Source organism: Gottfriedia sp. S16(2024), from assembly GCF_050473765.1.
In the GTDB taxonomy this organism is placed as follows: domain Bacteria; phylum Bacillota; class Bacilli; order Bacillales; family Bacillaceae_G; genus Gottfriedia.
Genome location: NZ_JBFLUO010000001.1, coordinates 1,776,670 through 1,801,863, shown reverse-complemented (window position 1 = coordinate 1,801,863; position 25,194 = coordinate 1,776,670). Strand labels below are relative to the sequence as shown.

Sequence of the window (25,194 nt, the reverse complement as noted above, 5' to 3'; positions counted from 1 at the left end):
GTCACTGTATTACTCCCCGCCTTCTAATGCTTTTTTAAACTGTGGTGGTAAATTATCAATTGCCCATAATAATGCAGGAACCGTTCCTGTTGAGAATGCGTTTGATGAATTTGTATCAAGTATAATTGATCTTCCATCAGCTACAGAAGGAATCTTCTGATAAAGTTTATTATTTGTTATCTCTTTTGGATCAACAAAAATAGGTAAAACAATCGTAAGATCAGCATTTAATAGATCTAACTTTTCGTCAGCAACTTTAATAAAGAAGTTACCCTTAGCTAATTTTTCAATCTCTTCCTTGTTTTTGAATCCAAGTCGCGTTACAAAATCAACACGAGAATCGCCTTTTACGTATGCACCAAAACCTGAAGAATCATAAGCACCAACTGCAACCGTTTTACCTGCAAATTCAGGATTTGCCTTAGCCGCTTTATCAAATGCCACATCTACATCCTTAAGTAATTGTTCACCTTTATCAACTTTACCAAGTGCTTGTGCAATCATTCGCACCTGATCTGTAGTATTCGTTAAATAATTATCTCCACCCTTAGGAACTCCAACCGTTGGTGCGATCTCTGAAAGGCGTTTATATCGTTCTTCATCACCTGAAGATTTTACATCAAGAATTAAATCTGGTTTAAGAGAAGCAATTTTCTCATAATCAAGTTCCATTGTTCCAAGAATAGTTGGTGATTTTTTATATGCACCTTTTAACCAAGGTCCTACACCGTCACCACCAAAAGCAAGCCAGTCACTCGCACCAATTGGTTCAACTCCAAGACTTAGTGCAGTCTCTGCATCTCCCCAACCTAGAGCAACAACACGTTTCGGATGCCCTTTGATCTCCACTTTTCCGAATTTAGTATCAACTGTGACAGCGGATTCATTTGAAGACTTTTTATCTGACTTTTTACTTGAATCTGATGAACAGCCAACTAGACCAATCAATAAAAATAAAGACATAAAAATCCCAAGTAATTTGGGCATTTTGATATTGCTAATCATTTCGTTCTCTCCTTAATTAACATTGAAGTTGATAATCATTTTCAATCATTAATTATACTAAAGAGACTTTTATTGTCAATATATTTTCGTCATTGTTACAGAACTTTCAGAATTATTCACTTGTCAACTTTAATCATTTAGTTAAGTGCCACCATTCTAATCTTCCATTTATTTACAACGCCTATGTATTTTTCATTAACTTTTCATTCCATCTCATTATATTATAATAACATTTTTTTAACATAAAAGAATCAAATTTTACTAAAAAGACTCCCCGATTATCTAAAGAAGAAACACTATTTAATTCAGTGTTAAGTAAATAATTAAGAAGCGTTCAGTAAAAACCCAATACAAAAAAAGTCAGTAGCTTGTCGGCCACTGACTTTTCAAAACGATCGAATAACCCTTAATATCTTTACTTTCCTTGCTTAAGTTTAATGTAGTTTTCTTGCAGCTGTTCTAAACGCAATTTACCTTGTTCACGTTGAATTTTATTTTCTTCTTCAATCGCTTTTGTTTCTTGCATACCCTTCATGATGATATTCCAAGTTTCTTCCATCGTTTCAATCTTAATGCTAGGAGAACCTGATAATCTAGCAATATCAACACTTTGCTGTGAAATTGTATTGGCATTACGTAATAATAATTCGTTTGTTCTCTTATCTAATTCATTCATTGATTGCGCTACTAAGTTTTGTCTCTTAGCTGCTATTGCATTAATTAATGCAGTTTTAAAAATTGGAATTGTTGTTACAAATGCTGAGTTAATTTTACCAATTAGTTTAGTATTACCACGTTGTAATAAGCGAATTTGCGGAGCTGATTGATAAGCAACTTGTTTTGCCATTTCTAAATCGTAAGTTCGTTGTTCAAGTAACTCGATGGCATTCTTTAAGGAATCTAACTCCATCATAGCAAGTTGATTACCTGATCCAGCTCTTTCAGTTAAAGCAGGCAGCTGTGTTTTTAACTCTTCTGCTTTCATTTCTGCAGCTACAATATATTTTTCTAACTCCATATAATATGTTACATTTTGCTCGTATAGTTGTTCTAATGTATTTGTAGATGTTTTCATTTCGTGTTCATACTTTGTAATTTCTACATAGACTTTATCAATTTCAGTACCCATTGATTGATATTTATCAAATAATTTATCAATTAACTTTTGACCGCGATTAAAAATTTTTGAAAAAAGCCCTTTTTCTTCTGCAAAATCTTTCGCATCAAAGCGGTCCATAATTTTCCCTAATTGTTTCAATAGAACGCTAGATTCTTCCATACTAGAAGCTTTAATTGTATTTAATATTTTACCTGAGAAGGTTGAAATTTCAGTTGCTGGCTCTTTCCCATACTCCAATAAAGCTATTTGATTTTTATGGTCTATTGAACTTGCTAAACGGTGTACTTCAGGTTCATTTCTTAATTGTAATTTCATATCATTTGCATTCGCTTGTAAAATTTCATCTTGCTTTTCTAAACTAGTAAGTGTATTTATAGACATTTTAAGTTCCCCTTTATTTAACTATTTTTCTAAATAGATTTTTAATTAGTGACTGTCCTGATGCTCGCAACACTTGAAATTCAGTATCAAAAGTAACTTCATCTAGCCAATGAGAATCGAATAATTTGTCATCTACGAATAATTCGATATCATTCTGACCCGTCGGATTAAGTAAAACTAGATCCACTCCAAACTCATTTAATAAAAGAAGTAGTGCTGCGTCGTTTCTATTTAGTTCACCATCTCTTTCTGTATTATAAATAATTAATTTTGGAACTTGCTGTGTATAATCAAACTGTTGTAGTAATCTTAATATTTCATTTGGTATATTCATTGATTGGCTAAATAAAAATAGTTGTGTCTGATCCATTGTTTCATTTGGTAGCGACTTAATATTAGCTCGGTCAACATATCTGGATATAGCAGAAGCTAGACCAAACTGTAATCCGCTTGGAAGTTCCTTATATCTCCACCAGTTACTAGCCATCATCTTATCAGGATCAAGTAGCCCGTCACGCCCTAAAGCATTTTGATAATGATATTGTTGGTTTCCTTTAACTAATTGGGTAAATGGAAATTTATCTATTTTAAGTGTTAAATTGCTTTCAGTTAGTTGGCCAATCTTTTCCCAGTATTCACGGTGATTTTTTGTCACGCCTAAAATCTTCATAAAGAAAACTGGTATTTCAACACTATTGTCCTTTACTTGAAAATTAGGACGTAACATTGCTCTTTCTTTATGTAAAATGAATAGTTCATCAAAGGTTGTTTTTAACGTAATTGATCGAGGAGCATAATTTCTAAATTGCCATGGTTTATATAATAATGAATCCTCAGTATGCAATAATTTCTCAATTTCCTTTGTTGCTCTATGGGCAACTGTACTCTTTCTAACTGGCTTTTCTATTGGAAAAGGTACTAAAGGTGTCGTTGAAGGTAATATTTTAATTCCGTCGCTCTTGGTACCCAATAAATGAGATAATGAATCTTTGCCCTCAGGATGAAATATAGCAACATCAAAACCTAAAAGGATTAGTAAGTAAAGGAAATAACATTCACTTAACGTTGTGTCACCATACCATAAGATCAGTGGAGAACTGTTAGGAAAACTCTCAATCCATTTATTTACATGGTTATGTAACCATTTCACGAGATCAACTATTATCCTTCTAAAATTAGGATCAAGGAATCCATTTTTATGTGAATCTTTAAAGATAGATAATACAGATTTAATTTGCTCTCGAATATGTCTATGTATGTTCTGATTTTCGTGTTTCGGAATTAATCGCTCACCTTCAAGGAATGCAATTAGTCTGTTCACTGACAATCCATTTTCAGCAGTGTTTATTGTTACTATTCTTTGAACTGCTTGCAACATATCATTCGAAATTGTCTTGTTTAAATCATCGCTTAATAGAATGACATTTAAAGACTCGTCATGTACTAGTTCATATAAGTTTTCAATATACTCGTCTTCATCAATGTTTGTTCCTAAAATTCGCCATGCAATTTGATTAAACTGTATGGTTTCACCTTCTACTTGATAAGATTGTCTTAATTTCAAAGGTTGTTTCAAGATACTCAACCACTCATGTTGATTAATATCCATTGCTTTTGGGTTGATCACAGACATATAGATACTCCTTTCCGATGTCATTATTTCATTTTTGGTTGTCCGAAAACTGCTAACATACCTTCACGAGTTACTACCCAAGAGGAACCAAATTTACGTATCGTACCTTTTGGAAAATCATTTATTCGTTTCCGTAATGTTGAGTCATTGATCCCCATTCATGACACGCTTGACGCGAACTAAGTAAACTTGGATCATTTAAATTTATCGTATTACTTTGTTTATTCAAAATCCCACCCCGAACTTCCAAATAATGCAACATTACATTAGGAAAACATTTTAAACTTAATTACCATCTAGGACATCTTTAGAAACTTATTCCTCACTATCTTTCTAAAGATGTACTAAATGATAATAAAGGGGAAATATAAACACTTTCCCCCTTTAACTATTAACCTACTTTTTTGTTAGGTAAAATTAAGCGTCTAATCCGTAATCTCTAACTAATGAAATTAAACCGCCTTGGTATCCACTACCAATCGCATTAAATTTCCATTCGCCATTGTGGCGATATAATTCACCTACAACTACTGAAGTTTCAATTGAGAAATCTTCACCTAAATCATAACGGATTAACTCTTCCCCATTCGTTTCATTTAAAATACGAACATAAGAGTTGCTTACTTGTCCGAAGTTTTGGTTACGTACATCAGCTTCATGAATCGTAATCGCAAATGCAATCTTTTCAACTGAAGCAGGAACGTTTGCTAGATTAACTGATACTTGCTCATCGTCACCATCACCAGCGCCAGTTCTATTATCTCCATTGTGTTCAACTGACCCATTTCCACCTACAGTATTGTTATAAAATACAAAGTCTTTTTCAGATGCACATTTACTTGCACCATTTAATAAAAATACTGATGAATCTAAGTCAAAGTCATTTCCACCAGAGTACTTATTAGTGTCCCAACCTAATCCAACAACAATGTTCGTTAAACCAGGATTTGTTTTTGTTAAATCAACCTTTTGTCCTTTTAATAAATTTACTGTCATTTTAAATACACTCCTTTTTTATTTGATTATTATTTATTGAAAACGTTGAACAATTTTATCGATTGCTATATCCTTTGTTCCCTCTCCTACTGCAGAGAACTTCCACTCTCCATTATGGCGATAAATCTCACCAGGGAACAACGCAGTTAAACCTGAATAATTATCAGTAATGTTGTAGTGTACTAACTCAGAGTTTGCTGACTTGTCTACTACACGAATAAATGCGTTTTTAATCATACCGAAATCTTGCTTACGTTGAACACAAGCATAGATATTCACAACAAATACAAGTTTATGTACATAAGATGGCACCTTATTTAAGTTAACAAATACTTGCTCATCATCACCGTTTCCATCACCAGTTAGATTATCTCCTGAGTGTACTACGCTACCACATAAGCTTTTTTTGTTTCCAAAATAGATTACATCACTTGCACTTCTTAACCTGTCATTTTCATCTAACATTAAAACAGAAGCGTCACAGTCAATATTTTCTTGTTTACCAAATCCGAAAAAACCGCCACTTTTTTTCACTGGATCCCAACCTAAACCTACAATTAAAGAGGAAAGTCCCGCTCTTCCTTTTGTAAGGTCGACTTTTTGACCTTTTTGTAAAGAAATTGCCATATGCTATTAACACTCCTTATCATGTATTAATCACGCTTGCGTGATTCATAGTTTAATATTATCATATAAGTTTTCGAAATTCTATTAACAACTTAGTTTTTTGTGGAATATGTTCCATTTTCTTGTGATAAAACCGTTTGGTGAGTTTGTCTTGAGTAGCCTTGTAGATTATTTATTTGTGCAAGTTCGGATGATAGTTGGGGGATAACAATTAAGGAGTCTATTTGTGCTAATAAACAGGGCCTGCAAATAAATTCTGAAAATCGCAATTAAAATTGGCAAAACTGCAATTAAAATTTGAGAATCGCAATTAAATTCCACAGAATAGCAATTAAAATTAAATATTACCCGTACCAGTTAAGGTATTTTAACCTAAACATTATAAATTAGTAGAAATCTTCGAATAGAAAACTAGTAAATTTGTGTTAATTCTTACTAAATCGAATAAAAACCTGCTAATTATCAAAAAAATGGCCAACTTTTTCAATTCCTATTGAAAATCGTAGCCGGGATACCCTCCACCTACTGAGACGTCCAAGAAATTAAAAGGAGGCCGCCCCTTATGTCAGTTAACCCGACTTATGAGACAGCCCCAATCCTTTATCTAATGAATGTTACCTTGAAAATGTAATATCCCTTTTAAGGGGTGGTTTATCGATTTGATCAACCCTTCTTTACTTTAATTGTAGTCGCATTACTTACATTTCCACTCTTATCCGAAGAAGTAATTTTTAAAGTCGTTCCAGTCTTTAAATAAGATTTAAGTTTAATCGTAAATTTACCACTACTATTAGCAGTTGCTTCCCCAATTTTAGTAGAACCATTCTTAACTACTATCTTAGAACCTGCTTCAGCTGTTCCTGTAATAACTTTTGTTTTATTTGTTACAGCTTTAACAGTTGGTGCTTTTGGAGGTGTTTTATCGATTACTTTTACTTGAACTGTTGCACTAGTATTTCCAGCTTTATCAATCGATACAACCGTTAATACTGTTCCTGCCTTTTGCTTTGTTTTTAATAGGATACTGAATTTCCCTTGTTTATCTACAGTACCTTGCCCAACAATTGTTTTTCCTACTGAAACCTTAATTGTGGACCCAACTTCACCTTTACCAGTTACTCTCGTATCTGAATCTTTTACTGTATTGACAACTGGTTTCGTTGGAGGTGTTTTATCGATTACGGTTACTTGAGCTGTCGCACTAGTATTTCCTGCTTTATCAATCGATACAACCGTTAATACTGTTCCTGCCTTTTGCTTTGAATTTAATTGAATGCTGAATTTTCCTTGTTTGTCCACAACACCTTGGCCAACAATTGTTTTTCCTACTGAAACCTTAATCGTTGATCCTGCTTCAGCTGTTCCAGTTACTCTCGTATCTGAATCTTTTACTGCATTGACAACTGGTTTCATTGGAGGAGTTTTATCAATTACTGTTACTTGAGCTGTTGCACTAGTATTTCCTGCCGAATCAGTAGAAACAATTGTTAATACTGTTCCAGCTGATTGTTTTGCAATTACAGCGTCAAAACTTCCATTACTATTTGTCTTTACTGAACCAAGAGTTTTATTTCCTACAGAAACGATAATCGTCGAACCTGCTTCTGCTGTTCCAGTTACATGTGTATCAGAATCCTTTACAACATTAACAACTGGTTTGATAGGAGCTGTTTTATCTACTACAATTACGTCCGTCACTGAACTCTTATTACCTGCTTTGTCCGTTGAAACAACAGATAATTTTGTTCCTGCACTTTGTTTTGAAGATAATAAAACGCTGAAATTACCATCTTGATTTGTTACTGCTTGACCTAGTATGTCAATCCCTTTTGAAACTGTGATTGTTGATCCTGGCTCTGCTTTTCCTGTTACATAAGTACTATTATCTTGTACCGCATTTACAACAGGCGCATTCGGTGCAGTTTTATCTACTACAATTACTTCAGTTATTGAACTATTATTACCGGCCTTGTCTGTTGAAAAAACTGATAATATTGTTCCTGCACTTTGTTTTGAAGATAATAGAACAGTGAAGTCACCATCTTCATTTGTTACTGCTTGACCTAGAATGACAATCCCTTTTGAAACTGTGATTGTTGTTCCTGGCTCTGCTTTTCCTGTTACATAAGTACTATTATCGTGTACTTCATTTACAACAGGGGCAATCGGTGTAGTTTTATCTACTACAATTGCTTCAGTTATTGAACTATTGTTACCTGCTTTGTCTGTTGAAACAACAGATAATTTTGTTCCTGCGCTTTGTTTTGAAGATAATAAAACGCTGAAGTTACCATCTTGATTTGTTACTGCTTGACCTAGAATGACAATCCCTTTTGAAACTGTGATTGTTGATCCTGGCTCTGCTTTTCCTGTTACATACGTACTATTATCGTGTACCTCATTTACAACTGGTGCATCTGGCGCCGTTTTATCACTTACGATTACTTCTACTCCGTCGCTTTCATTGTTTGCTGAGTCAAGTGCTGTTACTACAATTTTCGTACCAGCTACTTGTTTTGTAATCTTCATTTCAAAGTTACCAGTATTGTCCGCTATTGCATTAGCAATTTCATTTCCTTTTACTTTTGCAATTACTTTTGCTCCCGCTTCAGTTGTACCAGTAATTTTCTCATCTTGATCAGAAATAGCATTTACAACAGGTGCGTTTGGCGCAGTCTGATCACTTACAGTTACTTCTACTCCGTCGCTTTCATTGTTTGCTGAGTCAAGTGCTGTTACTACAATTTTCGTACCAGCAACTTGTTTTGTAATCTTCATTTCAAAGTTTCCAGTATTGTCCGCTATTGCATTAGCAATTTCATTACCTTTTACTTTTGCAATTACTTTTGCTCCCGCTTCAGTTGTACCAGTAATTTTCTCATCTTGATCAGAAATAGCATTCACTACTGGAGCTTTTGGCGCAGTCTGATCACTTACAATTACTTCTACTCCGTCGCTTTCATTGTTTGCTGAGTCAAGTGCTGTTACTACAATTTTCGTACCAGCTACTTGTTTTGTAATCTTCATTTCAAAGTTACCAGTATTGTCCGCTATTGCATTAGCAATTTCATTACCTTTTACTTTTGCAATTACTTTTGTTCCCGCTTCAGTTGTACCGATAATTTTCTCATCTTGATCAGAAATAGCATTCACTACTGGAGCTTTTGGAGCAGCAGCATGAGTTCCAACTAATTCTTTCGTATCTCTTACTCGAATACGATTTCCTTCTGAGAATTTACCTGCTAGACCAGTTGCTTCTAACGTATCCCCAATATTTAGGTTTGGTACAGGACCGCTTTGGTTTACAACGTATCCATCTGTGAATACTAATGTTGATCCTGAACCATCATCAATCACATAGGAATTATCGTCATACTTAGAAACGACTTTACCAGTTACTTTAACTAATTGACCTTGATTCTCTTCATTATTTGAATCCTTTGTACTGACAACTTTTGCTTCGACTGGAGTTCCTTTGCCTAACTTTACAACGCTTTCTGTAAAACTCCCAAACTCTAATTCGAAGTTATTTTCAAATATTTTTATATGACCATATATGCGTACCTTATCGCCGACTTGTAAACTTCCTGCTGGCACATCATTAAAGGCCATAATTCCACCAGTATCATCTTGAATGTAAGCAGCGTCAAAGAATGAAATTGCTGTTACAGTTCCTTCAACAACTGCGTTCGTTCCTTCTGTAAGCTTACGAGCATCACCAATTGACTTTACTTTCGTATCAAGATGAGCTAACCAGTTTACAACGTTTACTGCAAACGGGTCATTTCCTTTTGGATTATATGTTTGATCCATTTGTTTATCATTAAAGATATTCATACCTGAAACGAATACTCGACCATTACCAACTTGTTCAGAAGCAATAATCGGAATACTAGATCCACCAGTAACTTGATCTAATGCAGGACCATTTTTTCCATTAGAAGTCTGAACATTATATTTTACAGTATCTGATTTGATGGTAGATGTATCTTGGAATGTAGACTCATTACCTTGAGCTAGAACTGTAACAGTATCACTGTCCGTTAATGGTACTTTATTGCCCGAACCATCATTTTTAGCTAGACTTGATCCACTATAATACTCAATCGTTGGAACAAAATCTGTTAATGTCGTTTTTTGATTTGGTGTTGGGTGTAATCTAACAGCATAATTAGCTGTCAATGGTGTACCCCAGAAGTTACCTTCAGTTGTTTCATCAAAGACACCGTCATTGTTTACTAGAATACTTGATCCTACACCAGATAAAATGCTATTTATGTTTTGATTTGTAGCACCAAAGTTACTCTTTTCTGTCGTCAATAATGAACCGCCATTTTTCACGAAATTATTAATATCAGAAATTTCACTAGCAGAATATGCTGTAGCTGGATGTGTAATTACTAATACACTAACATTCTTTAATACTTGTTCTGTAAGTGGTGAAGAATTTTCTGCTACAGTATAGCCTTGTTGCTTCATTAACGTTGTAAATAATTTAAAGTTATCTTTATATGTGCCAGAGTCTTGTTTCGAGTTCTCATTATTGTGAGAGCCATCAATCATAACAACTTTGTTTAATGGTGCTTTAATTGTAAATGATTGCTCGTATTTGTTATTACCAAGATCATGTCCATCAGCTGCTGATAAAACAACAATGATTTTATGTGTCCCTGGAACTGGATCAGTCCATGTTACACTAGCACTTGCTGATGAATTTGATGGAAGCGAATCGATTGAAGCATCTGCAATAAAATGATTAGCATCTATACTATCATAATAGAAATGAGCAGTTACTTGTTTAACATCTAAAGATCCTTGGTTACTTATTCCCGCTGTTAAATTAGCTGCAAGTCCACCAATAATCGCCCCATCTTTTGTCGTAACATCACTAACTTTTACTGCTAAGTCTTTTTGTTGTGACCAAATTGGTGAAGAGTAAATTTGATCGCCATCCTTTTGTGTAACTTTAACAACGAACCATTGTTGTCCGCCAACTACAGTAAAGCTTGGCTTCCAATTAAATGAAGTTGAATCGTTTGTTGGAACATATTTGTCTACCACTGTTCCATGATTTGTAATTAATTCTACTTTAGCGATTGCATCGTTAGAAGCAGTTTTAATATAGCTATAATCAGGATCACTAGCCTGTTCTAAAACTGGATCTTTACCTGAAATATTAAAATCTAACGTATCAGTATCCACTGTTGATCCCATATAAAAGCCACTTGCAGATACATCTAACGAAAAGTTTGGATCCTCTGACATATAAACACGTCTGTTTTTCATTGCATCAAGTAGAGCATCTTGACTTAAATCTTTTGCTACGATTACAGTACGTTTTTTCGTTTGACCCCATGTTGCATCATGGTTATCTTCACCATAAGTTGGTGCAACATGCCAGCCGATATCAAGCGCACCATAGTAGCTATCTTCTGCATTCGCATAAGAGTATTTTCCTGATCCATTCCCTACTTCAAGCATTGTAAATAGCTTGTCTAAATTTTTGTTATAAGGGATGAAGTTATCAAATGCATTTGCAGACATTTTTGGATGGTTAAATTGAGCAACGATATTGTCATATGTTAATACCCATCCATAATACTTTTGTAAATTTTGATAAGCGCCACCATCTACAACACGATCAATGAAATTTTCAGTTCCGAATACATTTGAGTGACCCCATGTAGTTGATGTCATTTCAAACGCAGGGAATACAACGAATTTACCATCTTTTGTATACTGTTTTGCTAAATCCTTTGTTAACTGCCAATCAGTACCACCTGTTCTCTCTTTAAAACCTTTATGATCAACAGTATCTTTATTAACAAGATTTGCATCGATATCGTGAGAGTGATCCGAGAATGCAAAGAAATCATAATGATACTTTTCAGCAGCTTTTAATGCTTCTTCAGGAGTACCTGCTGCATCATGTGAAATATTCGTATGGTTATGTGTCGTTCCACGGTAATGATTTCCACCAGTAAATCTTTCTGTAACTGTGAATTTCCATGTAAAGGTAGAAGGATTATTTAATTTATCCTTTGCAGACACAGTTATTGTATGCTCACCTTCAGTTAATTCATTAGCAGTTGTAAGATTTAATTTAATTTCTGTATCAGTAATTGTTGCATTTGAAGTTTTATCTTGACCATCGATTGAAATAGTTGCTGACGAAAGATTGACTCCACTTGGATCATCCATTTTTACAACGATTTCAGGATGTCTTGAATCAGTTTTATCACCATTTGTAGGTAACTCATTAAAAAACTTAGGACCATCTTGATCATCTACTACATTCACTTCAAATGGTTTTGAAGAACTACCTACAGCTTGTTTGCCTTCTTCATTTTCCGCTTCAATATAATAGTAGAACTTTCCTTTTGGAACATCCTTTTCTAAAATTTTACCATTGTAATTAATATGGTCTGCAGAGTCCATAATTACTGAATGATAAGAAGTCTCGTTTTCTCCTTTATAATAAAGCGTAACTGAATCTGCGTTCTTTGCAATCGCATTAAACGAAGCATCCATTCCTATATAAGCTTTTGTAATCGGAGTATGATTTAACACTAATTGACCTTTTACATCACTTGCGTTTCTAGGTATAAGTAGATATCCACTAGTAAAAGGTGCAGCTTTTTTATATTGATTGACGATACCTGTAAAAGTGTAAGTTTGACCTTGTTCAATAGTCCCTAAAGATCCTTGAATACGTACGATTGCTAAATTATCGCCTGATTCATCACTTACTGTAATATCATAATTTGGACCATCTGATGGAATATTTGTTACTTTTCCAGTGAATGATACTAATTTGCCTTCAGTTTCTTCATTTAACCCACCGATTGTAATATTTGTAGTTGCCGGTAAATGATCATTTCCAACAAAATGAATAGCTGTTGGAATAAATTGAGTCATCCCCGCCGTAAATACTACTCGTCCTTCAATGCTATATTTGTTTCCTGCTTGAATCGTAGTAGAAGGATTCAAATGATTAATAACATTGATTGCGCCTGTTGAATCTTGAATAAAGAAATTTGTATTCACATCCCCATTAGGCAGATTATCTGTAGTCGCTACTCCCTCAATTGTCGTTGAGTAACCATTGTTGATTGGAAATCCTTTTTCATCATTTTTTCTTAAATCACCAATTGAAGTAACTGTTGTTGACTTACCAGCCACATCTACTCTCGCGTAATAGCTTTCCTTTGGAGTAGGTTGTGCAGAATCCGTTTCCGTTAAGAAGATAGATGTCTGATCACTAGAGTCTTCAAAACTTAATGTAAAAGAACCATCGGCCGCTGCTGTTACTTGTTGCTGACTTGTTAATTTACCACCATTCTCAATGTAAGCCTTTACAACAGATGAAGCAGGTACTGAATCAGCTTGTCCTGTTACAGTTGCTGTACCACCAGATTTTGTATAAGTTATTTTAGAACCATCTGGAGAAGACATAAATTTTGAGTTATGAACAGCCATCTCATCAGAATAGTTCGCACTTGATGGTTTATTCAGAACGAAATCTTTTGAAGGATCTTTTGTAAACCAACCGTTTCCAATTCCGTATGCTGAACGTGGGTCTGTCCCAATATTTGTTTTACGTTGAATCGTTCCTCCACCAATTGTAGAGTCTGAAATTGGGCTTCCCCAATATAAAGGATTTTTATAAACTGCTGTACCATTCGTAAATGCTAATAAATCAATTGCATCTTGATCATCAACACCTGTTACAGCTGTCGTTTTCTTTGCAAGTACTAAAGCGCCACCAGTTGAACCACTTGGATTTAACGTAGTTGTAATATCTGGAGTCACAGGAAGTGCTTGTCCTGTCGTACCTGTACTACCTGCTACTAAGAAGTAACTATGTGCTTTAATAACACCAGATAGTGGTTGCCCTGCTCCAAAGTTCATTGTTGATGCTGAAGTATAAGCAATTGACCAGCCAGTTAAATTAATATTTTTATCTGTATTATTATAAAGTTCAAAAAACTTAGTTTTGTAGAATGCTCCCCCATTACCACCATTTACATAGATTTGGCTAAATACTACGTCACCTGGTGAAATACCTTTTGGGGTTTCAGTTTGACCAGTATAGTTTACAGCAGTTCGATCACTAGGACTCTTTTCTGCTTCCTGAGCAACTAGGTTAACGACTGCTTTCGACCCAGGATTTGAAAATGTTACGTTAAATGAACCATCTGCTGTAGCTGTTGTAGTTGCTACTATTGTATTGTCATCAAAATAAACATTTACGATAGCATTACCAGCAACTGCACCTGCAGTACCTGATACATTTGTATACGAATTAAAAGTAATTTTTGTAGCTATTGGAGCGGCTGTTTTCTGAACGATCGAACCTGAGAAATTGACTGAAACTTTATCACTTTCAGCTTTTCCATTTTCTTGTGCAGTAACATAGACAACCGATTGTGAGTTTGTAATTGTAGCAGTAAATGAACCATCTGCTGCAGCTGTAGTAGTACCTGCTAGTTTATTATTATCACTATAAACTTTTACAACGGCATTACTTGTGACTGCCCCAGCATTTCCTGTCACTGTTGAGTTTGTTGAATAATTGATTTTTGCTGCGTCAGGTGTAGCGGTTTTTTCTAACGGTGTTGATCCTGTTGCGTCACCATTAATAACGATATCAGCAATACGACTTGTACCAGTTGTAGTACTGAAATTACTACCGTCATTTTTTGCAGCTAATGGTGAATTGACAATCCATCTTAAATAAACTAAATTCTTGTCACTTACCTCAGTTGGCAACGCTACATTATTTAATTGTCCCCCACTTGACCATGTACCACTTCCCGTTGAAACAGAAGCACCAGGTACATCAACCCATGAGTTTTCATCCAAACTATATTGAAGTTTGAAATCTTTTGGCCCCGTTGTAGAACTATATTGCTTAGATGAAAGAGTTATATTTTCGTAGTTTTTTGTTGATAATGAAACTTCCCAATATGAACTATTGTTTGACCAAGTGTTTGCGTTAATAACTGCATTCCCAGATGGACCGGCATTATAACCAGTAACTTTGGAACCAGTGGTCGTTATATTACTATTCATATTTTCAGGTATTCCAGCCGATGGTGTAGTTACTTGACCATTGCTAAAATCCCATTTCGCTAAAGTAGTTGTAGTGGCTGCTTTAGCCATTTGTGGACTAACTGTTGATAATAGCAACAGGATCGTCGTCAAAAGACCCAAATACCTTTTGTATCTATGCATTATTTTGTGCATGAAAATTTCCCCACTTTTTTATTATTTCTAAATAACCAAAACCTTCTCTCAAAAAACAAGACTATTTTACTATTGGGAAATAATTACAGTTTCGCTCCCCCCCTCACTAAAATGTAGTGATCGCCCATTAACTATATTATGATTTACCGAGCAATTTCTACAAATTTAGCCAATAATTACAAACTCTTTACAATTATATAACAATTCTGTAATGTTGACTATGTACCATAACAATATAATTCTTATTTTATTTCCCGGAGGAAACAAATGAAAAATAGTATTTTTTTCTTAAAAACTAATAGACTCAGTCGTTCTTTTCCCCTATTTTTTTGCTTACTTATTTTTTTTAGTACCTCTTTTCGAACAGCTGAAGCTCATTCATTAAGTGCTAGTTACACTACATTAAATCTCTTAAAATCAAAAACTACAATGAACTTTGCATTAGATGAAGTCTCTGTCATGGAATTAACAGGCGGGGATGTTAATAAGAATGGAATGTTAGATCCAGATGAATTTGAGGCAATAAAGAAGAAAATAGAATCTACGCTCCAGAGCAATCTTATTCTGAAAATAAATGGAGAAAAACAAAACTGGACAAATGTAAATAAATTGGAGCTTAATCGAAAAGGTGATGCTACCCAGCTCATCCTTGAGGTTGATTACCCTGCAATCCAACCTTCACAATCTATTAGTCTTGCTGATCATTTGTATGAAAATGATACAAATACTAGTACGACCTATGTTGATTTGTTGAAAGTGAACTACGGAAAAGAAAGTAGTACTGCCGCTCTTTCAGATCAAAGCCGTGCTTGGTCTATGATTCTTAGTGACAGTGCTTATGAGGGATTAAGCAATGATCCAAATAAGATTCAACCTGCACAACAACAGCAACAGGCCGTAATAAAAAAAGAATCCAATTCGGATTCTACTACAAATACTTCATCTAAAGGATGGGTTACATTTTTAAAGCTTGGTATGAACCATATACTTACCGGTTATGATCATTTGCTATTTTTACTTTCACTACTGATTGCAAGACAAAGCTTTAAGCAGTTTGCTAAAGTAATTACTGCATTTACAGTCGCACATAGTTTAACTTTGACACTCACTGTTTTAGGGATCATTTCAATTCCTTCTTATATTGTCGAACCTGCAATAGCACTTAGTATTTGTTACGTAGCAATTGAAAATATATTCCGTAAAAACATTGGTCATCGTTGGGTATTAACTTTTATTTTTGGATTAATTCATGGAATGGGTTTTGCAGATTTATTAACAGCTATGAATCTTTCAAAAAGTGAATTAGCAGCTGATTTAGTTAGCTTTAACCTTGGTATTGAAGTGGTTCAACTTTCGATTGTACTTTTATTATTACCACTACTAACTCAATTACATCGCTCAAAGTATTCGAGGAATGCAACTATTTCCACATCTACGATTGCTTTTATATTAGGTGGAATTTGGTTATTTGAACGCGTCATATCTTAAACAGAAAGAGTGAATCCTTTGCGAAGCATTGCTACTGAGAAACAATCGCCAGTCAATTCAAATCGACATTTTCTAATCATTATTTGCTTACTATTTGTATTCTTATTATATATTTCATCTACGACAGGACTAAGTTCAGTTTTTTCAACTACAAAACTACAAGTCTTTAAGATGATCTTTATTAGCATTATTATCGAAGCTCTGCCTTTTATTTTAATCGGTGTATTCGTTTCAGCGATCCTTCAGGTTTTCGTTACAGATCAAATGGTTCAACGATTTATACCGAAAAATCCTTTATTAGGTATTATCGCAGCAAGCGTGTTAGGCATCATCTTTCCAATATGTGAGTGTGGAATGGTACCTGCTATTCGTAAACTGATTAAGAAAGGAATGCCATTGTATGTTGCGGTCACTTTTATATTAGTAGGACCGATTTTAAATCCAATTGTCTTTTTATCAACATTAACAGCTTTTCGTAATCAACCAACCGTTGCATATTATCGTATGGGACTGGCTTTTGTAGTTGCACTAATCGTAGGACTGATCGTTTTTCAATTTGTTAAGTCAAATCAGTTACGAGAACAGGTCGATCAAACAAAGCAAGATCACCTCCATCATGACAATAAACACAATACTGCGCCTAATAATAAATTTATTGCAATCTTTGGTCATGCAGTAAATGAATTTTTTGATATGGGGAAATACTTAGTTTTCGGTTCGATCATTGTTGCTCTACTTCAAATTATCATTTCTCAAAGCAGTTTAATTGAATTAGGAAAAAGTGGTCCATCGGCAAACTTTCTTATGATGGGATTAGGCTTTATTTTATCTCTTTGTTCAACATCAGACGCCTTTGTAGCTCAATCACTTCAAACAATTTTTACAAAGAGCTCTTTAGTTGGATTCATGGTTTTTGGGCCAATGATCAATATTAAAGGGATCCTGATGATGCTAGCTGTTTTCCGATCTCGATTTGTTTTATTACTTAGCACGCTAGTTTTCATTTTTGTTTTTATTGGAACGCTTGTTTTACAGTCTATTAATTTATAAAAGGCAGTGATCTACTTTGAAAAATAAAATCAATTCCACATCGATTCATCATTTTATAAAAGCTGCTATTCTCTTAGGTCTTGCTATCTATATTTTTCAATTAACACTTACAGACGAGATCCTGCAATTTATCGTACCGGAGCTTGTCATTTATGTAAAAATTGCAACTGTTATTCTTTTCAGTGTCGCAATCGTTCAAATCTATATAGCCGTTCTTTCTTTAAAAAGACATGTCATTATTTGTGATTGTGGTCATGATCATAGTCACGACCAAGTTTTTAGTCATGAGCATCATCATCTTTTAAAAAAGTCAGTCGTAAAAGACATTTTTATTTACAGCCTATTTTTATTCCCATTATTACTCGGATATATTTTGCCAAACCATGCGAGTTCTAGTTCGCTTGCTAATAACAAAGAAATGAATTTTAAAGGACTAGCTGTGCAAACTTCTTCAAATGGTAAGGCTGTTGAAGTGAAAAGTCATGAGGACCCTGCTTTAAAAAAAATGTTCAAAACAAATGTGTATGATCAAGACTACGCTAAACTTGGGATGCTACTGTACAAACAGAGTACAATCGAGATGAAGGACAAGTGGTTTATTGAAAAACTACAATCAATGAATACATTTGTCGACAATTTCCAAAATAAACAAATTAAAATTAAAGGTTTTATCTATAGAGACCCTAAGTTAGCAGGTAATCAATTTATTATTGCAAGAATGGGTATGACTCATTGTATCGCCGATATTTCACCGTTTGGTATTATTGCAGAATCAACCAATTCACAGCAATTTACGAATGATTCTTGGGTAACAATTACTGGAACAATCGGAAAGACAAGCTTTAGTGGTCAAACAGTCATTAAAATAAACGTTCAACAATCAGAGCCAGCTAAATCTCCAAGTGTTCAATACGTGTATCCAGATTGGAACTTTGGATCAAAGCTGTAGCTTTAAAATTAATTTAGAGGTGTTTATATGGTATTAAAGTATGGAAGTCTTTTCTTAGTACTCCTTCTTACGTATTATAGCTTTAATCATTTTTATCGAAATAAAGAGAGATTTCCTAGTACTTTAAAATCAATTATCTCTTTATTGGTGGGTGTATCTTCAGCTACAATTAGTTTCTTAATCATGTTAACTACAAATTATAATGTATTATTATCGATCATTCTCAATCTATTACTAGTCATATTATTTTGGGTTTTATCGAAGAAACTATTTAATACTGGCATTACTGAAATTTTACCGTCCTTGCTCGGTGCATTTATAGGGACTGTCATCGGATATATGACATTCAGTTCAAGCATAAGCGTCGTTATTGTGGATATTCTGTTTATCGTTTTCATTTATCTATTATTATTTTTTGTTGATCGAAAGCTAGTTTCAAATTCAAATCCCAAAAATAAGAAGAAGAGAGATCATGCCAAATCATCAAACAGTACGGTAGTATTAACTTCAATCTTACTTATACTTGTCATCATATTTACTGTTAATTTGAATAAAGTAAAAGTTGGTATGATTGGGCAACCACAAAAGCAAGCTGCAAAACAAGATGATCAAAATGACCTTCAATACGCAACAATTCACGTAACGCCATCAGGTTTTAGTCCGAAAAATACAATCTTTAAACCTGCGACAATGACTAAAATTATTGTTGATGTTGATCAAGATGCCGGGGGCAATGCAAAATTAACCTCTACTGACTTAGGTATTAACATTCCATTAAAAACCGGTAAAAATATTCTCTTATTAAATAATCCATTAAAAGGAGAATATAACATCTCTTTGGAGCCTTCTAACTCTGTTGGTAAGTTGGTTGTTAAATAAATATTTCAGACTGTTGACAAACGCTCGCTTTCTGCGGTGCTCATTACCGTCTAAGGTAACTCCGCTCCTCACCAGGCCTCGCGCCTCGAAAGACAAGCGCTTGCAATCAGTCTGAAAATCAATTTTTTGAACTATGTTTACACACTGAAATCCACAAGTAATTGGTTTTACTTGTGGATTCTTTTTTGTATAAAGAGTATAGTACCGTTGAATAATCTTATTATCTAATACCTAATCCTAATAAAATTTTAAAGTTTATCACATTTCTATCACAATTTTACTTTAGAATTTAGAAGTTGTTTTATTTTCTAATTCACTCTAATAGATATGAGGTGACATAAAAAAATGAAAATCCGAGTTATAGGGTTTTCTTTCTTACTATTATTGATTGCTTCTACTTTATTTCCATCCTTAGCATCAGCACATGCTTATATCATCAAATCTACGCCTTCAGAGAATCAAGTTTTTGTGAATTCTCCTCAACGTATTCAAATAAAGTTTGATGAATCAGTGCAGTCTGCATTTCATTCTTTACAAGTTTTAGATGAATCAGGTAATCGAGTTGATTTGCAAAATGGAAAAATAAATAAGCAAAATCATTCAATTTTAGAGGGGAACTTAAAACCTAATTTACCAGATGGAAATTATCATATTGCATGGAAAGTGATTTCCAGTGACGGACATTCAGTAAACGGTGTAATTCCATTCAGAGTTGGAAAGGTTGATGGTTCATCAGCGATTTCCAATAAAGCAAGCCAATCCTTACCCAACACAGACGTAATGGGAACCTACTGGATTGAATATATGAGTTTACTTTTATTTGTTGGACTTTTATTTTTTTGTTTATTCGTTTACAAAAGCGATCAGAAAAATAGAATGATTGCCTTTAAAAATTCTAAAGCTTTATTGTTAATCTTCTATTTTGGAATTTTATTTAGTGTTCTGTTCAGCCTTTTTGTTGAAACAAAAAACTATGCAAATGGTTCATGGCAAAGTATTTTCCACAAAGATTTGTTATTGGAAACAATAAAGAGTACGAAATTCGGAAATGTATGGGTAATCCAACTTCTTCTACTTATTGTTTTAGCTAATTCGTTATATATGGCCTGGAAAAGTGAGCAAAAATCTTCATTTTATTGGTGGTTAAGTGCTTTATTGGTTAGCTTTTTCTTACTAATCTCAAAAGCTTTTATCGGTCACGCATCAATGCAAAATGATTTTTTACCAATTTTGCTTGATTCCATTCATTTACTCGCAGTTTCGATTTGGCTAGGAGGATTAATAGGAATCAGTTATTTACTTCCTAAAATTCAAAAGAAACATGAGAATTATTGGAAAACCATTCAACGATATTCTATTTGGGCGACTTTATCTGTAACTTTACTTATAGGAACAGGAATTTATGCAAGCTTAAAGTATGTACCTAACTTTTATGCTTTATTACATACAACCTATGGCAAAGTGTTATGTGGAAAAGTTATCTTATTTGTGATCATGCTAATTTTAGGGTTTATTCATTTTATCAAAGGAAAACGTAGCAAAAATAAACTAGGAAAGTCAGTTTGGCTTGAAATAAGTATAGGAATCATCGTTCTTATCCTAACATCCTTATTAACAAACCTACCTACAGCAATGGAATCCCCTGGTCCTTTTAATGGCACAAAGCAAAATAAAGGATATTCAATTTCATTGCATGCTACTCCGAACATAGTCGGTAAAAACACATTTAAAATAAATATACGTGACAAAAACAATAAACCTGTGTCTTCTATCCAACAAGTCACGCTTACCTTTAAAAACACTGACATGAATATGGGAACTAACACAACTCAAGTTAAAGAAACTTCGTCAGGTGTTTATGAAGCGCAAGGATATTTTACAGATATGGCAGGTCATTGGAATGTAAAAGTCCATATTCTAACTAACTCTCTTGATTCGGTAGATGCGGATTTTAAATATATAGTAGGAAGTAAATAGTTAATTACATTCAAAGGAGACTAACAAAAAATGAAAAAATTCTTTTCAAAAACGACTAAGATTATCGCTTCAGCATTCGCGATGACAATGTTCTTTACTGGAATTGCAAGTGCGCATGTTGTAGTAAATCCTAAAATTTCAACCCCTGGCGCTTGGGAAACATACACAATGAAAGTACCATCTGAAAAAGAAATAGCTACAACAAAAGTTACACTTAAAATCCCTTCAAAATTTGAATTTGTTTCATATCAACCTATCCCAGGATGGAAGTTTAGCGAAACAAAAGATGCAAACGGTACTGTTACATCCGTAACTTGGAGTGCACAAAACGAAGGTATTTTAGCAGGACAATTTCAACAATTCGTATTTATGGCCAAAAACCCAGACGCTGAAGTAAATGGAGCTTGGGATGCATACCAATATTATAAAGATGGCAGTATTGTTGAGTGGACTGGTGACGAGAAATCAGAAGCACCACACTCGATTACAAATATTGTAAAAGACACAACTGCAAAAGGTGAAACTGTTAAAGCTACGGAAGTTAAGAAAGATACTGAAAAATCAAATTCAAGTAATACTTCTTTGGTTATGTCGATTGTGGCAGCTGTTCTTTCGGTGATTGCTTTATTGGTTGCGATTCTTAAGAAGAAATAAGATTATGTGAGGGAGTCCCCGAGACCCCTCATTTTTTTATGGGAATGATGTAGCGAAGTTGAGGCTCAGCTGCAATTAAATTTGTTAGAATAGCAAACAAATGAAGATATGCTGCAAATAAACAGTGTACTGCAAATAAAATCTGATAATCGCAAATAAATTTGGCAGAACTGCAATTAAACCCAGATTAATCACAAATAAACTTTATTCATACTAGTAGAGGTATTATGGCCTTGAATACATTACAATAGAAGTTCATTTCAAATGGAAAACTAGCAAATATGCTCTATAGAATAAAAACTTGATAAAAATTGGCTAATTATCTTTAAAAAAGAACAATTTTATCAACCTAAAATAAATCCTCCCCCTTTAGCTACATTTCAATTTTATTTATTTAAACTGAGTAATGAAGTAGCCCAATTATTCGAAACATGACAAATAAATAAAACCTGTTCTCGATAAAATACAAGGAACAGGTTCAATATAATATCAATCAACTAAAATATCTTCCGCTGTTGTCGATCATCCTTCAAAATTTCTACAGCTTCTCTAAATCTCTGTGAATGAATAATTTCACGTTCTCTTAAAAATCTTAAACTATCATTTAAATCCGGGTCATCAGAAAGATCAATGATCCATTGATATGTTGCCCTAGCCTTTTCTTCAGCTGCAATATCTTCATATAAATCCGCAATAGGATCTCCTTTAGCTTGAATATAAGCGGTAGTGAACGGTACACCATCTGAATTATGGTAGAACAATGCACTATCATGAGATGCATAATGTGTATCTAGGCCGGCAGCTTTCATTTGGTCAGGAGTTGCGTCTTTTGTTAACTTATAAATCATCGTAGCAATCATTTCTAAATGAGCAAATTCCTCTGTACCGATATCCGTTAAAAGTCCAATAACTTTATCTGGAATAGAATATCGTTGATTTAAGTATCTTAAAGCAGCCGCTAGCTCACCATCCGCTCCTCCATATTGTTCGACTAGAAATTTGGCAAGCATCGGGTTACAAGTACTTACTTTAACTGGATATTGTAATTTTTTTTGATAAACCCACATGAATACTCCCTCCTTCTAAACTTGCCATGGCCATGGGCCTTTATGCCAGTTCCAGTTTTGATCTGAATAACTGCCACCAAATTGATATAATGGTCCATATTTTGATTCGAAATTAGCTTCGATTTGCTTTTTATATTGAACATATTGATTAAATTGGTTGATTGCATTTTGATCATTGGGATGAGTATCTAAATATAAAGTTAGTTCTACAAGTACGAAGTCAACAGCTTGCAGTTCCTCTAAATCCTGATAATACTCTGGAGGAAGTTGCTCAGTCATTCTTAATCCCTCCTAGCTTTATATGGATTTTCGTAATAGTCATAAAACACTTTCCATAAAGTACCCTTTTTTAATGCCTCTTTGTAAGAAAATTGCTCTAGTCCTGGTGGCTGAAACCCTAAATATAAGTGTGGAGGTGTAGAGTAATATTTTGTACCAATTGGTGGACACGGGTCATTTGGGCCATGAAAAACATTCCATGATTTCACAGGGGTAAATTGAAGTCCTTGATTATTTTCGTTCAAACTGATCACTCCCTCAAATAAAAAAAACATCCACTATTTCCACTATATTCGAGTAAAATATAAAAAATGAATTTTATCGTTCTTGCAAAGCTCGGGTATTTACTTCAAATGCAGAACGTATTCCAGATTCGACTGCACCTTCAATCCATGCAGGTGCTGATGATGTATGTTCTCCGGCAAAGTGTACTCTACCCTCAGGTGTAGCGATATATGGCGTCAGCTCTCTATTTTGTTCAGGCTTAAACATTGAAAACGCTCCTCCAGAGTATGGATAAAGAGCCCAGCTATGTGTGTAACCTGTAATAAATTCTGTATATACTTGTTTACCATGTATGGTAGCCAAATCTTTTAATGCATTCATAATGCGATCATTTTCTGACATACTATCCCAAATCAATGCATCGTCTTCCCAAGTGTAACTGGCTAAAATGATTCCTGACCCGTTATTCCCATTATGATTGCTTGGGTAGTAAGCAAAGCGAATAGGTAAATCTGTAATTAATTTCCCACCTAATGTCCCATCCTTTTCCCAAAATCTACTTTTAAATTGGAGTCCAATTTTTGTAGAAGGAACATAGTGTAATTCTCGAATTGCTTTCCATTTATTATAAGAAAATGAGTTTCTTGGAATCACTTCAGTGAAATTTAATAATGAAAAGGGGATAGTAATAATGGCATAGTCAGCAGTAGTTTGATAAGGCAGATGGCTTGTATAATGATCTGAGTGAATAGTTACTTGATTATTTTCTTGCACTATTTTTTTCATTTTTTGACCAAAGTATATATTCTCCTTTAATTGTGTTAAAAACTTTCTAGGTAGTAGATCATTCCCCCCGGTAATCTCGTATAGCTTAATTTCCTTTGAAAGTAATACAATGAACTCTCTTAAAATAGCAGTAAAGGCAAGCTCAGGAAATCCTTCCATCCCTTGAAGTACCTTCACTTTTTCTGCAGCACCAGGTGACAATGGTGTTCCGATTGGATTATATCTTAAAAATGAATCCATCGAATGATTATCATAATTTTCAATAATAGTTTTCCAGTTCTCATCAGGATTTTGATTAATAAAGTCAATTAAAGTTTTTAACGATCTTTCAATTAACTGATCAACATTTACTCCTTTTTCATCGGCCGATACACGATAGCCTAAAATATCTGGATTTTGTTCGTATAACTTTTGCGTTGTTTTTACGCCATTTACATAGATAATATCCTCTGATTTCCCATTTATAAAGTCATTCACTTTTAATTTAAATTTATTAATATATTCAAGTACAAGCTTGTGATTAGAAGCAATACGCATTGCACCCAATTCCAAATATTGATCATTAATAAAAGGTGCTCTTTTCGTATAAATCCGACCACCTACTCGACCATTTGCTTCTAAAATCGTCACTTCATGTCCTGCTTCCTTTAATAAAGAAGCTGCTACTAAACCAGAAATTCCCGCTCCTACTATAACAATCTTTTTCGGATTAGTTGTCCGCTCTAGTCCATTTTGTATTAAAGTAACCATTTCATCCTTCGATAAACGCCTACCAGATGTACTATTCATGTTCCCTCTCCTAAAAAATTATTTTAGTTCATAAGATTTT

At 34.2% G+C, this 25,194-nt stretch carries 17 protein-coding genes; 6 read left to right on the top strand and 11 right to left on the bottom strand.

The features are described 5' to 3' along the window. Positions 1–9: 9 nt before the first annotated feature. The 7 genes from AB1282_RS08430 to AB1282_RS08400 all read right to left on the bottom strand — a co-directional run bounded on the left by AB1282_RS08430 (position 10) and on the right by AB1282_RS08400 (position 15,011). Positions 10–1,005: an iron-siderophore ABC transporter substrate-binding protein gene (locus tag AB1282_RS08430; RefSeq protein WP_429898892.1), complete on the bottom strand. Its 996-nt coding sequence runs from the start codon at positions 1,003–1,005 to the stop codon at positions 10–12. Between the two features lie 415 nt (positions 1,006–1,420). Continuing rightward, positions 1,421–2,506: a toxic anion resistance protein gene (locus tag AB1282_RS08425; RefSeq protein ID WP_056468885.1), complete on the bottom strand. Its 1,086-nt coding sequence runs from the start codon at positions 2,504–2,506 to the stop codon at positions 1,421–1,423. Positions 2,507–2,519: 13 nt separating this feature from the next. Then, positions 2,520–4,139, bottom strand: coding sequence for a YceG family protein (locus AB1282_RS08420; RefSeq protein WP_429898891.1), 1,620 nt, complete (start codon positions 4,137–4,139; stop codon positions 2,520–2,522). A 23-nt stretch (positions 4,140–4,162) separates the two neighbouring features. Then, positions 4,163–4,297 carry a helix-turn-helix domain-containing protein gene (locus tag AB1282_RS08415; RefSeq protein ID WP_429898890.1) on the bottom strand — a complete coding sequence of 45 codons (135 nt, stop codon included), beginning with the start codon at positions 4,295–4,297 and terminating at the stop codon, positions 4,163–4,165. Between the two features lie 259 nt (positions 4,298–4,556). Beyond that, positions 4,557–5,135, bottom strand: a complete 579-nt coding sequence (locus tag AB1282_RS08410; RefSeq protein ID WP_056468894.1) for a TerD family protein — start codon at positions 5,133–5,135, stop codon at positions 4,557–4,559. A gap of 33 nt (positions 5,136–5,168) precedes the next feature. Continuing rightward, positions 5,169–5,762 carry a TerD family protein gene (locus tag AB1282_RS08405; protein WP_056468898.1) on the bottom strand — a complete coding sequence of 198 codons (594 nt, stop codon included), beginning with the start codon at positions 5,760–5,762 and terminating at the stop codon, positions 5,169–5,171. Between the two features lie 663 nt (positions 5,763–6,425). Next, positions 6,426–15,011 (bottom strand): Ig-like domain-containing protein, encoded by an 8,586-nt coding sequence (locus tag AB1282_RS08400; RefSeq protein WP_429898889.1) that lies wholly within the window; start codon positions 15,009–15,011, stop codon positions 6,426–6,428. 267 nt (positions 15,012–15,278) lie between these two features. On the opposite strand from AB1282_RS08400, the gene AB1282_RS08395 reads away from it, so the two are divergent. The 6 genes from AB1282_RS08395 to AB1282_RS08370 all read left to right on the top strand — a co-directional run bounded on the left by AB1282_RS08395 (position 15,279) and on the right by AB1282_RS08370 (position 22,008). After that, positions 15,279–16,499, top strand: coding sequence for a HupE/UreJ family protein (locus AB1282_RS08395; RefSeq protein WP_429898888.1), 1,221 nt, complete (start codon positions 15,279–15,281; stop codon positions 16,497–16,499). Between the two features lie 18 nt (positions 16,500–16,517). Next, positions 16,518–17,549: a permease gene (locus AB1282_RS08390; RefSeq protein ID WP_429898887.1), complete on the top strand. Its 1,032-nt coding sequence runs from the start codon at positions 16,518–16,520 to the stop codon at positions 17,547–17,549. A 16-nt stretch (positions 17,550–17,565) separates the two neighbouring features. Beyond that, complete coding sequence (locus AB1282_RS08385; RefSeq protein WP_429898886.1) at positions 17,566–18,498, top strand: TIGR03943 family putative permease subunit; 933 nt, start codon at positions 17,566–17,568, stop codon at positions 18,496–18,498. A 27-nt stretch (positions 18,499–18,525) separates the two neighbouring features. Continuing rightward, positions 18,526–19,377 carry a hypothetical protein gene (locus AB1282_RS08380; RefSeq protein WP_429898885.1) on the top strand — a complete coding sequence of 284 codons (852 nt, stop codon included), beginning with the start codon at positions 18,526–18,528 and terminating at the stop codon, positions 19,375–19,377. Between the two features lie 345 nt (positions 19,378–19,722). Then, positions 19,723–21,354 carry a copper resistance CopC/CopD family protein gene (locus tag AB1282_RS08375; RefSeq protein ID WP_429898884.1) on the top strand — a complete coding sequence of 544 codons (1,632 nt, stop codon included), beginning with the start codon at positions 19,723–19,725 and terminating at the stop codon, positions 21,352–21,354. Between the two features lie 30 nt (positions 21,355–21,384). Beyond that, a complete protein-coding gene (locus tag AB1282_RS08370) occupies positions 21,385–22,008 on the top strand; it encodes a YcnI family protein (protein ID WP_390310262.1) in 624 nt (207 codons plus the stop codon). Positions 22,009–22,505: 497 nt separating this feature from the next. On the opposite strand, the gene AB1282_RS08365 is transcribed toward AB1282_RS08370, so the two are convergent. The 4 genes from AB1282_RS08365 to AB1282_RS08350 form a co-directional block, all read right to left on the bottom strand. Then, a complete protein-coding gene (locus AB1282_RS08365) occupies positions 22,506–23,075 on the bottom strand; it encodes a manganese catalase family protein (RefSeq protein ID WP_335410145.1) in 570 nt (189 codons plus the stop codon). Positions 23,076–23,090: 15 nt separating this feature from the next. Continuing rightward, a complete protein-coding gene (locus AB1282_RS08360) occupies positions 23,091–23,354 on the bottom strand; it encodes a spore coat protein CotJB (RefSeq protein ID WP_056468917.1) in 264 nt (87 codons plus the stop codon). A 2-nt stretch (positions 23,355–23,356) separates the two neighbouring features. Beyond that, on the bottom strand, positions 23,357–23,563 hold the full coding sequence (locus AB1282_RS08355) for a spore coat associated protein CotJA (protein WP_056469058.1): 207 nt from the start codon (positions 23,561–23,563) through the stop codon (positions 23,357–23,359). Between the two features lie 109 nt (positions 23,564–23,672). Further along, positions 23,673–25,154, bottom strand: a complete 1,482-nt coding sequence (locus AB1282_RS08350) for a flavin monoamine oxidase family protein (protein ID WP_429898883.1) — start codon at positions 25,152–25,154, stop codon at positions 23,673–23,675. Positions 25,155–25,194: the final 40 nt, after the last annotated feature.

Coding starts and splice junctions, on each gene's coding strand:
- AB1282_RS08430 (WP_429898892.1), bottom strand. CDS start 1,005: ATGATTAGCAATATCAAAATGCCCAAATTACTTGGGATTTTTATGTCT.
- AB1282_RS08425 (WP_056468885.1), bottom strand. CDS start 2,506: ATGTCTATAAATACACTTACTAGTTTAGAAAAGCAAGATGAAATTTTA.
- AB1282_RS08420 (WP_429898891.1), bottom strand. CDS start 4,139: ATGTCTGTGATCAACCCAAAAGCAATGGATATTAATCAACATGAGTGG.
- AB1282_RS08415 (WP_429898890.1), bottom strand. CDS start 4,297: ATGGGGATCAATGACTCAACATTACGGAAACGAATAAATGATTTTCCA.
- AB1282_RS08410 (WP_056468894.1), bottom strand. CDS start 5,135: ATGACAGTAAATTTATTAAAAGGACAAAAGGTTGATTTAACAAAAACA.
- AB1282_RS08405 (WP_056468898.1), bottom strand. CDS start 5,762: ATGGCAATTTCTTTACAAAAAGGTCAAAAAGTCGACCTTACAAAAGGA.
- AB1282_RS08400 (WP_429898889.1), bottom strand. CDS start 15,011: ATGCACAAAATAATGCATAGATACAAAAGGTATTTGGGTCTTTTGACG.
- AB1282_RS08395 (WP_429898888.1), top strand. CDS start 15,279: ATGAAAAATAGTATTTTTTTCTTAAAAACTAATAGACTCAGTCGTTCT.
- AB1282_RS08380 (WP_429898885.1), top strand. CDS start 18,526: ATGGTATTAAAGTATGGAAGTCTTTTCTTAGTACTCCTTCTTACGTAT.
- AB1282_RS08375 (WP_429898884.1), top strand. CDS start 19,723: ATGAAAATCCGAGTTATAGGGTTTTCTTTCTTACTATTATTGATTGCT.
- AB1282_RS08370 (WP_390310262.1), top strand. CDS start 21,385: ATGAAAAAATTCTTTTCAAAAACGACTAAGATTATCGCTTCAGCATTC.
- AB1282_RS08365 (WP_335410145.1), bottom strand. CDS start 23,075: ATGTGGGTTTATCAAAAAAAATTACAATATCCAGTTAAAGTAAGTACT.
- AB1282_RS08360 (WP_056468917.1), bottom strand. CDS start 23,354: ATGACTGAGCAACTTCCTCCAGAGTATTATCAGGATTTAGAGGAACTG.
- AB1282_RS08350 (WP_429898883.1), bottom strand. CDS start 25,154: ATGAATAGTACATCTGGTAGGCGTTTATCGAAGGATGAAATGGTTACT.